The organism is Methanobrevibacter sp. TLL-48-HuF1, assembly GCF_023617305.1.
Classification (GTDB): domain Archaea; phylum Methanobacteriota; class Methanobacteria; order Methanobacteriales; family Methanobacteriaceae; genus Methanocatella; species Methanocatella intestini.
This window is the reverse complement of the sequence record NZ_CP081485.1, coordinates 850,788-863,824: the sequence shown is the minus strand read 5'-3', so window position 1 is coordinate 863,824 and position 13,037 is coordinate 850,788. Positions and strand designations below refer to the sequence as shown.

The window sequence follows — 13,037 nt, the reverse complement described above, 5'->3', positions numbered from 1 at the left end:
CTAATTTTAATTGACTAATTTTTCTTTAATTTTATATACTATGAAGTATAATCTTTTATTATAGATATTAATATTTATGGTTGTTTTATTCATGGTTTTAAAAGATGATAATATTAATCAGACTATGTTGGTCCCTATGGACTTGCGAAATTTGATTCCTGAAGATCATCCGTGCTATTTTATTAAAAATGTGGTTGATTTAATTGATTGTTCAAAAGCAAACCAGGAATTTCGTGGAAAGCCTGGTGAATCTGCTTATCCTCGAGAATTATTGCTCAGGCTCATTTTAATGAGCGTATTTGATGGTGGATTGTCTTCAAGAGAAATAGAGAGAAAAACAAGAACTGACATTGCATATATGTATCTTGCAGCAATGGAAAAACCATCATATCGGACAATTGCACGATTTAAAGTCGATTATACTGATTTAATCGACGAAGCATTTAAAACAACGATCAAAATTGCAAAGGAAAATGATTTAATAAAAATACATCATTTGAGCTTGGATGGAACTAAAATCAAAGCAAAAACATCAATTAATAAATTAATCGATGAAAACCAAATCAAAATCATGAAAGAACACTTCAAAAAAAGTATTGAACTTGATCAACAAGAAGATGAGGAACTCGGAGATGAATCTGGAAATTCAGTTCCAGAATCATTAACAGACAAAGAAAAATTCAAAGAAACAGTAAAAGAAATTCAAGAATCTTCTAAAAATAATAGAAACAAAGATAAATTGCGTTCTTCAAGTTTAAATCTTTTAAAACAAGCAGAAAAAAATCCAGAAAAAGTTTTAAAAAAACTCAACGAACTCGAAGAAAAAGTAAAAGAATCACCAAAAGATGTAATAAGCATTAACGACCCAGATGCTCGCTTAATGATGAATAAAAAAGGCAAATGGGAATGGGATTACAACGCACAAATCATCGTGGACGAATACAAAGGAATAATCCTATCTTCATACATTACACAAAATCCAACCGACCATTTCGAGCTGATTCCATCAATAGAACAATTAGAAAACAATTTAACCAGAATTTATGATGAATTGCCCTCCAATTTCCAATTCAGTGCCGATAATGGATATTCAACAGATGAAAACACAACATATCTTGAAGAAAAAGGCTTAGACGGATACATATCCACCAGAAAACTCTCAAGAAAAGAAAAAAAATATAATCTATGGGAAAAACCATTCCAAAAAGACAATTTCTGCTACGATGCAGAAATTGAAACCTATATCTGCCCTTTGGGAGAAAGTTTATATCGAAGAAGAACATACGAATACAAAAACAAACAAAGAATAACCTACTGGACAAACGAATGCAAAAACTGCATCATGAAAGAAATCTGCTGCAAGAAAAAGAACTACAGAACAATCCAAGACTATGGAAACCCTTCCAAAATCAGAATGCAACGGAAAATGGAAACAGACTGGGCACAAAAAATCTACAAAAAACGATCAAAAACAGCAGAACTACCATTTGCACACATAAAACAAAATATGAAACTCCATGAATTCACAACAACAGGAATAAAAAACACAAACACAGAATTCAAACTATATACAATCGGACACAACCTAAAAAGAATATACAATGAAATAAACACAAAAAACAACTAAAATAAGAAAAAAAATTATAAAAAATCAGAAACACAAAATTCAACTAAAAATTTTGCGTCACATCCTCAAAATTAATTTTAGAAGATAAAAATCTTCTGTTTAAAAATAGCTTTTAATTGTTATAAGGCTCTCTTTTGTTAATGCCTTTAATGAAAACTTCTTTTAGTTGAGAATCTGATTCATTATTTCTTATATGTGATATTAATTCTACCAGATTGTCATTTCTAAGTAAGCATGGCTTTATTTTTCCGTCAGGGGTTATTCTTAATCTGGTACAATTTGCACAAAAGTCGCTGTTTTCAATAGGTTTTACTACTTCAATTTCTCCGCCGTCTATGAAGTATTTTTTACGGTTTTGCATAAATTCACGTGTTTTGACTTCATCACATATGGAAAGCAACTTTTCATTGATGGGATCTAAATTATAATGATAATCTCTGCTGAATTTTTCATCGTCACAGTTTTCACTGTCCATTAATTCAATAAGCTGAAGTATGATTCCATGTTTTTTACAAAATTCAAACATGTCATCCACTTCGTTTTCATTTATTCCTTTCATTAAAACCATATTGATTTTAACAGGATAAAGGCCAACTTCAACAGCTTTCAGAATTCCGTTTTTTGCTGATTCAAGCAGATTTTTAGTGGTAACTTTTTTGTAAGTTTCAGGATTTAAAGTATCTAAACTGATATTTACCCTATTTAATCCAGCTTCTTTTAGATCTTTTGCATATTTTCCAAATAATGTTCCATTTGAAGTAATGGATATGTCATCAAAATCAAGACTGGCTATTTTACTTACAATTTCAACGATGTCTTTTCTTATTAAAGGCTCTCCACCGGAAAGCCTTATTTTTCTAACACCAATATTCTTAGCTATTTTACAGATTCTGTAAATTTCATCTGCATTCATTTCCTCTTGAGAATCATCCATCCCATCATGGTGGCAGTATAAACAATTTTCATTACATTTGTTTGTTATTGTAATTCTTAATGAAAGTATTGGTCGTTCATATTTGTCTTTGATAGCTTCTATACTCATAAAATCATTTTTTAACAGTTATATTAATAGTTTCGATTTCATTGATGTCTAGTTCTCCAAGTTTCAATGATTTAATCATACCATAAATTGTTTCCTTTAGGATGCCCTTTACAAATGCATTAATCTCAACATCTTTATTGTTTACTGTGAGTCTAGCTTCACTTTCTTTAAGATTTTCCTGATTTATTTTAGAAATATCTACCTGTGCAATTCTTGCATCTTCATCAGTGTTTAGGGAATTAATCATTCCAAATACTGAGTTTGCAACGAAGTTGTTGGTATGATGATTTAAACTAATTTCTTTATTGTTAATTAGAACATTAGCTTCCACTTTTGGGTTTAAATCAATGTTATCTTCATTGTTTATTATTAGTTCGACTTTATTAATATCTTTTACTCCATACTCTTCGATATGCAATGTTTTTATTATTCCAAGCACTGTTTTTTTGATAAAATCGCTAACGAATTCATTTAAACCGATAACCGTGTTATCAATTGACATAAAAGTATTAACTTTGTCCAGGTCTTCGGTTTTTACAGTTCCTTTTCTGATTTCTTTAGCTATTGCGTCTCCATCATTAAATCCGCATTCATCTAAAAAGAGGGTATCAACAATATCATGGCCTTTTTCTTCAACAGTATCTACTAGATCGGACACACCTTCGGGAGTTATTGAAAATGAGTCCACTTCAGCTATTGTGTATTCATCAACTACATCAAGGGATGTTACTATTTTTGGATAGTTGTAGCTTTTAAATCCTTCAATAACTACAAAATCGACATTGTCCATAAATTTAATTAAAAACAGTAATCTGTTTAGTTCTAAAATATCCCTTACATTAAAAAATGATGTAGACCCGATTCCCACAACAACATTTGATCCTGCCAGCTTATGTCTCCAGGTATCGGTATGTTCCCGGTCCATTTCCATTTCATGATGGGAATGCTTTATAGATGCTACATTATATCCTCTTCTGGTAAGTTCTTCAATAATCTTTACAGTTAGGGAAGTTTTTCCAGTATTTTTTCTACCTACTACAGATACGATTTTCATAGTAAAACCTCTACTTATTATTATGTATTATCTAGTTATTATAATAGATGTGTAGTTACTCCACATTCTCTTAAATTTTAGTTTTTCCTTAATTTTTTATAGATTTAGTAATACATTTTTTTATTTTTTTATTATTTTTTCAATAAAAATATCCGATATTACTTTTTTTCAAATCGTATTTTAACCTTTATATCTTAAATTAAATTATTAGGATAATTTTTGTAGGAATATAACTATTTAAATCACTTATTTTTTAAATTAAATTGTTATAATCTTTTTAACTAATTTTTTTGTTGTAGTATTAGCACAGTCATATATATTACTTTCGCCTTGCTTCTAGTAGACAAGTATATATTAATAATAAACAAAAGTTTATATCATTACACATGGTGGTTTATATGCCAAAACATATTGCATCTGGTTTGAAATATTTAGCTGCAGTGAAGCTAAAAGAGCAAGGTGAAAGCCAACAAGCAATAGCTAATGAATTAGGTATTGATAGGTCTACAGTATCCCATTATTTAAATGGCAGTAATTTATCTTGGAATTCTATAGACGTTGCCAAAACTATCACTGATCTGACTCCTAGAGATTTCTTAAAAATGACCAGTGCAATATTTGATGAACCTGAACAAAGCCGTAAAATTGTTTCTATTTGTAATGATAGGGAATTTGAGGCAGTTGTTGCAGATTCATGTATCGGTTGTGGCTTATGTGTAAGCATGTGTTCTATGAAAGCTATTAAATTAGAATCGTTAAAAGCACATGTAGACTCCATACAATGTTGCGGTTGTCAGCTATGTAAAGATGAGTGCCCAACGAATTCTATTAAAATTTTGGAGATTTAATAATGATTAAAAATAAAAAAGAAGCTATAGACAATAACTTTGCTATTACAAGGGCAGCTGAAGAAGTAAGAAAGTTGTCTTTTAATGATCAGATTTGTCTTGGATGTGGAGTTTGTGAATCTACTTGTCCTGTTGAAGCAATTACTTTAAATCCAATTGCTATCGATGCTCGTCACAGACGTTCCAACGATGTCTATTTCAGTGGTCATGAAAAAATAGCACAAAATTTCCATGCTGAATTTGATGTTCAAAAAATCAGCATTGATGAAAATAAATGTGTTTTATGTGGTATGTGTAGTGGATTATGTCCAATAGATGCATTAGTTTTAACTATTGATGATGTTCCAATTAGTGAAATTGAAGCATATCCTCATTACAACTCCTATTCTAAAATCGATGACGACAAATGTATCTACTGTAAAAGATGTGAAACTGCATGTCCTCAAGATGCAATTACTGTCATGAGAAAATTGCCAGAACGTCAAAACTTAGTATCTGGTGAAATTAGTGTAAGTGATGATGACTGTGTTTACTGTGGAATCTGTCAAGAATTATGTCCTGCAGAAGCAATTGTAGTAGATAACACTACCGGTCAAGAATCTATCGTAATTGACAAAGACAAATGTGTATACTGTCTTGTATGTAAAAGGGCTTGTCCAGTTGATGCTATTTCTGCAGTATGTAGGGCATGTTCCTATGGTGAATATGATTTCAAAGCTGAAGATGAAGTCACTACTGGTAGTGCAGTTATTGATGATGAACTTTGTGTATACTGTGGATGGTGTGAAGGAGTATGTCCAACTGATGCTGTTGAAACCAACAAACCATTCAAAGGTACTTTAGAAATTGATCAAGAAGCATGTCAAACCTGTGGAGCTTGTGTAGATACTTGTCCATGTGATGCTTTAGCATTCCCTGTTTCTACTGCACCAGGTCAAAGATTAGACCGCATTACTAAACATGATCAATATTGTATCCGCTGTAAAGCTTGTGCTAAAGTATGTCCAAACGGAGCTATAACTGTTACAAGAACTGAAATAGATCACACTCCTATAAAATCTGTAACATGGCTCGATGCATTCGATGCAATTAAAAATTAGGTGATTTAATGGAACTTAAAGTTAATCAAGATAATTGTTTAGGATGTGGAATTTGTGTAATTGCATGTCCTGTTAACGCATCTATCAGTCCTGAAAATGCAGGTGGTAATGGTGCAAAGACTGATGAAGTAGTTATTATGGTCGAAAATGGATTCATTAAAATTTTCTCACCAGATAAATGTGAATTATGTGGAACTTGCCAAATGTTCTGCCCTGTAAATGCTATATGGATTGAATAGGAGGAATAATTATGCATTATGCTAATACTTATTTATCAAAACCTGTTGTTCCTGATGTAGAAATTGTTGGTGATGGAAAGACCAAAGTACTTAAATGTATGTTAAATACAGGTTCTGACATTTATCAAGGAGCTTGTAAAAAAAGAGGTTCTACATTAAAAGAAGAATATAAAAATGCTTCTGGAACTTGTTATATGGACCCAAGAGACATGGGTAAATTAGGTGTAAAAAATTGGGATACTGTCCTTGTTAAAACTGAATGGGGAGAAGTTGTAGTAAATGCTGCAGTATCTAGAGATGCACCTCACGAAGGAACTGTTTTCATTTGTAAAGGTCCTTGGGCAAATACTGTTGTAAGTCCTGATACTTACTGCTGTTCTGACCCAACTTACAAAGGTATTCATTGTACTGTTGAAAAAACAGACAGAGAAGTATTACTCATGGCTGATTTAATGAGATGGGTTTACAAAAAATATGTTGATTCCGACGACGATGATGTTGTTGAACATATGGAATCATTAGGAGAAAGACCAGTATATAAAGGTCGTAAATGGGAGGAGTTGATTGATCATGACATATGAGCCACCTGTAACCGATTATGATTACATCGTAGAAAATTGTACTTGTGCATTTTGTGGATGTAACTGTGATGATTTAGATTACTTAGTTAAAGACAACCATGTTGTTGCTGTAAGACATGCTTGCAGATTAGGTGCAAGTAAAGTTATGGAAGATATGGACCAAAGATTAGTAGTTCCTATGATTAGGGATGAAGACGGAGAACTTATGGAAGTAGATTGGGATACTGCTTTAGATAAAGCTGCAGAATATATTGCTAACTCTATCAGGCCAGTATTCTACGGTTGGTCTGAAACTTCCACCGAATGTATGAAAGAAGGATTAGAATTAGGTGAATATATAGGAGCAGTTTTAGATAACCAAGCTACTATCTGTCACGGTCCAAGTTTACAAGCTGTGCAAAATGCAGGTTACCCTATTCAAACTTTAGGGGAAGTTCAAAATAGGGCAGACATGGTTGTTTACTCTGGAAGTAACGCAATGAACTCTCACCCAAGACATGCAGCTCGTTATGCTATCTTCTGTAGAGGATACTTCAGACAAAGAGGTAGATTTGACAGAACTGTTGTAACTATGGATCCAAAATTCTCCGATACTGCAAAAATTTCTGATAAATGGATAGGATTCGAACAAAATGGAGATTATGGTTTTTACAATGCTATCAGAGCAGTATTAAGAGGAAAAGAAATATATCAAGATACTATTTCCGGAATTCCTAAAGAAGACATTTACGAATTAGTGGAAGAAATGAAAAATGCTGAATTCGGTGTTTTATTCTTCGGTTTAGGATTAACTCACACTTTATCCAAACAAAGAAACATTGATATAGCTATTAAAATGATTCAAGACTTAAACAAATACAGTAAATGGGGTCTTACTCCAATGAGGGGTCACTTTAATGTAAATGGTTTCAACATTTTCATGGCTTTCGAAACTGGATTTGCATTTGGTGTTGACTTTGCTAGAGGTTACACTAGGTATATGTTAGGAGAAACTAACACCATCGATTTATTAACAAGGAAAGAGCCTGACTGTTTCATGGTTATTGCAGCAGACCCTGGTGCTCACTTCCCTAATGGTGCTAACCAACATTTAGCTGACATTCCTGTTATTCAAGTGGATATTCACTGGGGACCATCTACTGAACTTGCTGATGTAGTATTACCTGGTTCATTCATTGCAGTAGAATGTGCTGGTACCAGTTATCGTATGGACGGAGTTCCTATTTACATGAAAAAAGCAATTGATAAACCTGAAACATGTCGTGACGACGAATGGATTATCAGAGAACTTAAAGAAAGAGTCATGAAACTCAGAGAGGAGCCAAACGTAGCTCCAAAATATGTGCCTAATCCAAATGCATTATAAGGTGATATGATGGAATTTATACTTAAAAATGGTATTGTTTATGACCCAGCTAACGGAATAAATGGTGAGAAAAAAGATATCATGGTTAAAGATGATATCATTGTTGAAGAAGTCTCAGCTAATGCAAAAGTCATAGATGTTACTAATAAAATCGTTATGCCTGCTGGGGTAGATCCTCACGCTCACGTTGCAGGTCCAAAATTAGTTGTAGGTAGATTATACAGACCTGAAGATTCAAGAAGAGGAGTTACTCAAAAAACAAAAGTTACAAGGGCAGAATCTGGTTTTTCCATTCCAAGTTGTCCATCAACTGGTTACAGATACTCCAGATTAGGTTATGGTACTGTTGTAGAAGCAGCTATGCCTCCTCTTGAAGCAAAACACACTCACGAAGAGATTGCAACTATTCCAAACATAGACATTCCAGCTTTAGCATTATTTGGTAACAACTGGTTTGTAATGGAATACGCAAGAGAAAACAATATTGAAGACTTATCCGCATTTGTATCTGCATGGTTAAAAGTCTCCAAAGGTTACGGTGTTAAAATCGTAAACCCATGTGGTAGTGAAGCATGGGGTTGGGGTATGAACGTACACGGATACAATGACAAAGCACCTTACTTTGATGTAACTTCTAGAGAAGTTGTAACTTCTTTAGCAAAAGCTAACGAAAAATTAGGTCTTCCTCACTCTATTCACATTCACCCAAATGATTTAGGACATCCTGGTAACGTACCAACTACTCTTGAAACATTAGATTCTCTTAAAAATATTAAGAAAAGTCCTAAAGCAGATATTAGGGATCAAGTTGTACATATCTGTCACCTTCAATTCCATTCATACGATGGAACCAACTGGAGAGATGCAAGTTCCGGTGCAGAAGAAGTTGCTAAATACATAAACGGTCACGACCACGTAACTTGTGATATTGGACAAGTAACTTTAGATGAAACAACCACCATGACAGCAGATGCACCAATGGAATACGACTTGTTCAAATTATCCGGATTAAAATGGGCTAACAAAGACATTGAATGTGAAACCGCAGCTGGTATTATTCCATGTATCTACTCTGGTAGAAGTCCGGTTGGAGCACTTCAATGGGCTATTGGTTTAGAATTGTTCTTACATCTTAAAAACCCATGGCAAGTATGTTTAACTACTGACCACCCTAACGCAGGTCCATTCATAAGATATCCAAGAATTATCTCCTGGTTAATGAGTAACCAAAGAAGAATGGAAATGATTGAAAACGGTGAAGTTCACAAATGGGTACAAAAAAGAACTACTCTTCCAACTCTTGATAGGGAATACGACTTCAATGATATTGCAATTATTACAAGGGCAGCACCTGCAAAAATCTACGGTTTCAGAGACAGAGGTGCTCTTACTCCGGGATACAAAGCAGATATTGCTGTATATGACATAAATCCTAATGAAATTGATCCATCCAGACAATATGCAGAAATTGAAAAAGGTTTCTCTCTTGCTGATTACACAATTAAAGATGGTCAAATCTTAGTAAAAGATAAAGAAATTGTAAAAGTTAAAGAAAGTCAAAACATATGGGTTAATGTACAAGGATATGAGCATGAAGAACAAAATGTTATTAATAAAATCATGCCGTTCTTTACTCAATATTACTCCGTAAAATGGGAAAACTATCCAGTACATGATCATTATGTATCAAATCCTATAAGGGTAGATGTTAAAAGATAAAAAGGGTGTTTAATTTGAAAACAATAACATTTGATCAATTAAAAACTTCTTCAATCGCTTTAGAATTTGATGAATTAATTCCTGATGAAATTTACGGATGGAGCGAAGAAGATTTTGCAAAATATGAAGTACCTATTGGAAACTCAAGATTCCCAATTACTGATTTCTTTGATATTACTGTAGAAGGTGATGCAGAAGGACCTAATGATGTTAAAATGATCCTTAACGGTGACTTAAACAGGGTCAAATACATTGGTTGTAATATGAGTGGAGGAGAAATTATCTGTAATGGTAATGTTGACCTTCATGTAGGTGCAGAAATGAGTGGCGGATCCATTTATGTTCATGGTAATGCTGCAGCTCATGCAGGAAGAGAAATGTCTGGAGGATACCTTGAAATCGACGGTGACACTAAAGAATTTACCGGAGCTTCTTACATTGGTGAATGGAGAGGTATGACTGGCGGTAAAATCGTTGTTAAAGGTAATGCTGGTAAACAATGTGGTGAATGTTTAACTGGTGGAAGAATTCACGTTTTAGGTAACTGTGATATTTTAGCTGGTATTCACATGACTAAAGGTATTATTGAAATTGATGGTGATGTAAACCGTTGGCCTGGAGGTCAAATGAAAAACGGTAACATTGTCATTCACGGATTCCTTGGAAGATTACTTGAAGGATTCGTTCTTGAAGGTGTTGTAGACGACCCTGAAATTGACGGTGAAGTATTTGAAGGAAAATATATCCAATACAAAGGGGACATTGGTCTCAATGGTAAAGGTGCTTTATACTTAGATGCTGAAGCTAACAGGGAAAAATTAGCTCATTATAACGAGCTTGACGACGAATATACTTCAATTAGGGAATACAGGAATTTATAATTCCTCCCTTTTCTTTTTTTAAAAAAGAGTTTAATCAATAATTATTTTTGATTTAATCAATATGTTTAAATATTGTTTTATTATAAATTATTATTAATAGTAATAATTTTAAACCTTGTAAACTGATTTATAATTATTGTATGGTTTTATATGTGATAATATGGTTAAAGAAATTAAGATGTCTGCTGATGAAGCTATCGAATATGTAAGAAACAATGTTCAAATAAGGGATATTTTAGAAATATCATACAATCGTATTTTTGCTCCAGGTGAAGTGTTAAATATAATTTCAGAAGATGAAGAAACTGGTGAAGGTCTTAGAGTTAGTTTACAATTAAATGGTGAAATTTTAAATCAGGCTGTTGATGTTGATTTTAATGAGATTAAAGATGATCTTTTGGAATTGCGTCATATTAAAGATGGTAAAATAACAATCGTAGAAGTTTACGAATAGATTTTCTATCTCTTTTTTTATACTTTTTATTTTTTATACAGCTGTCCTTTTTTGAAAAATTATTTTGTTTTATACATTACAAACAAAGTTTTATATTATAAGAGATATAACTAATATTTAATAATATAAAATGAGGTGTTTTCCATGAAACAATTAAGTTTATCTCCAGACGATGCTGTTGAATATTTAAAAAACAATGTGAAAATCCATGATAATTTAGAAATTTCCTATAATAGAATTTTTGGAAGTGGTGAGGTTTTAAACATGGACTTTTCTGAATATTTTGGAAAACCAGGTTTTAAAATGCTGCTTTCATTAGACGGAGATTCAATTAATCCAACTATTGAAATTGATGTTTATGAAATTAAGGATGATTTAATTGAATTTATTCATCATCCTGTTGAAGGAGATGAAGTGGAAGTTACTGTAGTTTAAAATAGCTACAGCCTATCCATTTTTTCAAATTTCATTAATTTTGCAATAGCTTTAACTTCAACATCTATGTCCTTTTCTTTAAGTGCACCAATCAGGTTAAGACCGCTGCCTGCAACAACACCGAAATTGTAATTATCTACTTTAGCATTATAGGTTAATTCTCTTGGTTTGCCTATTTTATAAATTGAGAATCCAATATTCTTTAAGATGTTTAATAAATGTACTGCATAGTCTCTTGAAATGTAGGGGATTTCTTTTAAACTGGCTAATATTTTATTGGATCCTATATTTCTTGTTATTGAAGTCATGTTTTTAGCTATGAATATTTTGTGGGGATCAACAGAAGACCCGTTATATGAAATCAGGTCAATAAATAACGGAGATTCGTTTAATTCCAGTAATCCGCCATATTTCGGATTGCTCATTATTCCATTGCTTATTAAAAGTCCATCAATACTTAAACTGCATATAGTAGCTATTCCTACTTTAGTATAATCTGTAGGATGTTCTACAAGCTGGTAGTAAGGATTAATGTATTTAGGATTTGATTCATAGGTTTCTTTCATAATGTCTAGTGCTTCTTCCAGATTGTCTTTTTTAATATATGAAACATTTACTATGATGTCTCCTTTTCTGGTTTCTACATTGAAATTAACTTTCTGAATCAGATTCCATGATTTTGAAAGTAAAAATGGAGTTTTAGCATGAACCTTGTTATCGGCATGTTTTAATATTTTTTTAACATCAGCTATTGGGGACAATGTTTCAAATTCTTCAATTTCTTCAGCTATTTTTATGTCAATATCATATCCAAGTTCCTGAGCTGCGCAAAATGGAGTTACTCCTCCACTAATAGCTATTCCAACCATTCCTTCAGGTACCGGAATTCCCAGTGTGTTTTTTCCTTCTTCAGAAACAGCCATTACTCCTCCAATTCCAAATTTTTCTAATTTGTTTATTATGTTTATGGTGCGTTCCCGCCCTACACTTGGGATAAGGCGAAAATTAGCAGGTATTGTTCCGTTTCCAGTGTTTATTACATCCAATACAGAAGTCATTCCCGGAGCTACAAATGCATCAAGAGGAGTTACAGATGTTTTTTTATAGGAAATCAGTTCTGTAAATTTTGTTGGAATGTAATCTCTGATTTTAACTAATCCTCCATATAATGGAATTGTAGGTATTCCTTCATTCAATAGGATTCCATCAATTGTAGTTCCGCAAATTGTTTTTATCTGAATTTCTTCTTTATTGGTATCTGCTTTTAAATTTATGTAAGGACTAACACAAAGACCACTTTTGAAAACATCTTTGATTATATTAAATGCTTCTTCATCATAAATGGTTGAAGTGTTTACTACAACATTTCCTGTCTGGTTTATGTAGTTGAAGTTAGTTAAATAAATCATTTCTTCAAATTTTGAATAAATGAAATCAACCTGGTCATAGATTAAACCTTTTTCAAGTTTTTTTCTACCTAATTCTGTAATTTGTCTGCCGGAATATCCCATTCTTTCAGTATATCCTTTTTCATCAAGAATTTGCATATGGTAACGAACAGCACGTTCACCTAAGTTAAAGCCCTTATTTTTTAGTTCCTGTGCTATTAATTTAGAACCAGTAGGTTTATTTTGTTCATTCAATATTCTTAAAATTTCAATTATTTTGTGTTCTGATTCTGACATAAAAAG

Annotated in this window: 13 protein-coding genes; 10 read left to right on the top strand and 3 right to left on the bottom strand. The window is 32.6% G+C overall.

Features of this window, described 5'->3' with window-relative positions; all coding sequences use genetic code 11:
- The first annotated feature begins 76 nt into the window (after positions 1-76).
- The gene (locus tag K4897_RS04270) at positions 77-1,627 is read left to right on the top strand and encodes an IS1182 family transposase (RefSeq protein WP_250416344.1); all 1,551 of its coding nucleotides are present in this window, start codon (positions 77-79) and stop codon (positions 1,625-1,627) included.
- Between the two features lie 112 nt (positions 1,628-1,739).
- Here K4897_RS04270 and moaA read toward each other — a convergent pair whose 3' ends face one another.
- Together moaA and mobB are read right to left on the bottom strand one after the other, a co-directional pair.
- Positions 1,740-2,669 carry a GTP 3',8-cyclase MoaA gene (gene moaA / locus K4897_RS04265; RefSeq protein WP_250416877.1) on the bottom strand — a complete coding sequence of 310 codons (930 nt, stop codon included), beginning with the start codon at positions 2,667-2,669 and terminating at the stop codon, positions 1,740-1,742.
- Positions 2,670-2,673: 4 nt separating this feature from the next.
- Positions 2,674-3,723, bottom strand: a complete 1,050-nt coding sequence (mobB, locus tag K4897_RS04260) for a molybdopterin-guanine dinucleotide biosynthesis protein B (RefSeq protein WP_019262451.1) — start codon at positions 3,721-3,723, stop codon at positions 2,674-2,676.
- A gap of 386 nt (positions 3,724-4,109) precedes the next feature.
- On the opposite strand from mobB, the gene K4897_RS04255 reads away from it, so the two are divergent.
- The 9 genes from K4897_RS04255 (at position 4,110) to K4897_RS04215 (ending at position 11,346) form a co-directional block, all read left to right on the top strand.
- Positions 4,110-4,571, top strand: coding sequence for a 4Fe-4S binding protein (locus K4897_RS04255; protein ID WP_004032498.1), 462 nt, complete (start codon positions 4,110-4,112; stop codon positions 4,569-4,571).
- Positions 4,572-4,573: 2 nt separating this feature from the next.
- A complete protein-coding gene (gene fwdF / locus K4897_RS04250) occupies positions 4,574-5,671 on the top strand; it encodes a tungsten-dependent formylmethanofuran dehydrogenase subunit FwdF (RefSeq protein WP_004032497.1) in 1,098 nt (365 codons plus the stop codon).
- An 8-nt stretch (positions 5,672-5,679) separates the two neighbouring features.
- Positions 5,680-5,910, top strand: a complete 231-nt coding sequence (locus K4897_RS04245) for an ATP-binding protein (protein ID WP_004032496.1) — start codon at positions 5,680-5,682, stop codon at positions 5,908-5,910.
- An 11-nt stretch (positions 5,911-5,921) separates the two neighbouring features.
- Complete coding sequence (locus K4897_RS04240) at positions 5,922-6,491, top strand: molybdopterin dinucleotide binding domain-containing protein (protein ID WP_004032495.1); 570 nt, start codon at positions 5,922-5,924, stop codon at positions 6,489-6,491.
- Positions 6,481-7,857, top strand: a complete 1,377-nt coding sequence (locus tag K4897_RS04235) for a formylmethanofuran dehydrogenase subunit B (protein WP_004032494.1) — start codon at positions 6,481-6,483, stop codon at positions 7,855-7,857. The genes K4897_RS04240 and K4897_RS04235 overlap by 11 nt, the downstream gene beginning before the upstream one ends.
- Before the next feature lie 6 nt (positions 7,858-7,863).
- Entirely contained in the window at positions 7,864-9,576 is a 1,713-nt protein-coding gene (locus tag K4897_RS04230) for a formylmethanofuran dehydrogenase subunit A (RefSeq protein WP_250416874.1), read from the top strand.
- 5 nt (positions 9,577-9,581) lie between these two features.
- The gene (locus tag K4897_RS04225) at positions 9,582-10,457 is read left to right on the top strand and encodes a formylmethanofuran dehydrogenase subunit C (protein ID WP_019266518.1); all 876 of its coding nucleotides are present in this window, start codon (positions 9,582-9,584) and stop codon (positions 10,455-10,457) included.
- A gap of 160 nt (positions 10,458-10,617) precedes the next feature.
- Complete coding sequence (locus tag K4897_RS04220; protein ID WP_019266517.1) at positions 10,618-10,911, top strand: DUF2097 domain-containing protein; 294 nt, start codon at positions 10,618-10,620, stop codon at positions 10,909-10,911.
- A gap of 144 nt (positions 10,912-11,055) precedes the next feature.
- Positions 11,056-11,346, top strand: a complete 291-nt coding sequence (locus K4897_RS04215; protein ID WP_019266516.1) for a DUF2097 domain-containing protein — start codon at positions 11,056-11,058, stop codon at positions 11,344-11,346.
- Between the two features lie 5 nt (positions 11,347-11,351).
- On the opposite strand, the gene K4897_RS04210 is transcribed toward K4897_RS04215, so the two are convergent.
- Entirely contained in the window at positions 11,352-13,031 is a 1,680-nt protein-coding gene (locus K4897_RS04210; RefSeq protein ID WP_019266515.1) for a DUF128 domain-containing protein, read from the bottom strand.
- Between the last annotated feature and the right edge of the window lie 6 nt (positions 13,032-13,037).

Excerpts from the sequence above, each read along its gene's own strand:
- K4897_RS04270 (WP_250416344.1), top strand. The coding sequence starts at position 77 with ATGGTTGTTTTATTCATGGTTTTAAAAGATGATAATATTAATCAGACT.
- moaA (WP_250416877.1), bottom strand. The coding sequence starts at position 2,669 with ATGAGTATAGAAGCTATCAAAGACAAATATGAACGACCAATACTTTCA.
- mobB (WP_019262451.1), bottom strand. The coding sequence starts at position 3,723 with ATGAAAATCGTATCTGTAGTAGGTAGAAAAAATACTGGAAAAACTTCC.
- K4897_RS04255 (WP_004032498.1), top strand. The coding sequence starts at position 4,110 with ATGGTGGTTTATATGCCAAAACATATTGCATCTGGTTTGAAATATTTA.
- fwdF (WP_004032497.1), top strand. The coding sequence starts at position 4,574 with ATGATTAAAAATAAAAAAGAAGCTATAGACAATAACTTTGCTATTACA.
- K4897_RS04245 (WP_004032496.1), top strand. The coding sequence starts at position 5,680 with ATGGAACTTAAAGTTAATCAAGATAATTGTTTAGGATGTGGAATTTGT.
- K4897_RS04240 (WP_004032495.1), top strand. The coding sequence starts at position 5,922 with ATGCATTATGCTAATACTTATTTATCAAAACCTGTTGTTCCTGATGTA.
- K4897_RS04235 (WP_004032494.1), top strand. The coding sequence starts at position 6,481 with ATGACATATGAGCCACCTGTAACCGATTATGATTACATCGTAGAAAAT.
- K4897_RS04230 (WP_250416874.1), top strand. The coding sequence starts at position 7,864 with ATGATGGAATTTATACTTAAAAATGGTATTGTTTATGACCCAGCTAAC.
- K4897_RS04220 (WP_019266517.1), top strand. The coding sequence starts at position 10,618 with ATGGTTAAAGAAATTAAGATGTCTGCTGATGAAGCTATCGAATATGTA.
- K4897_RS04215 (WP_019266516.1), top strand. The coding sequence starts at position 11,056 with ATGAAACAATTAAGTTTATCTCCAGACGATGCTGTTGAATATTTAAAA.
- K4897_RS04210 (WP_019266515.1), bottom strand. The coding sequence starts at position 13,031 with ATGTCAGAATCAGAACACAAAATAATTGAAATTTTAAGAATATTGAAT.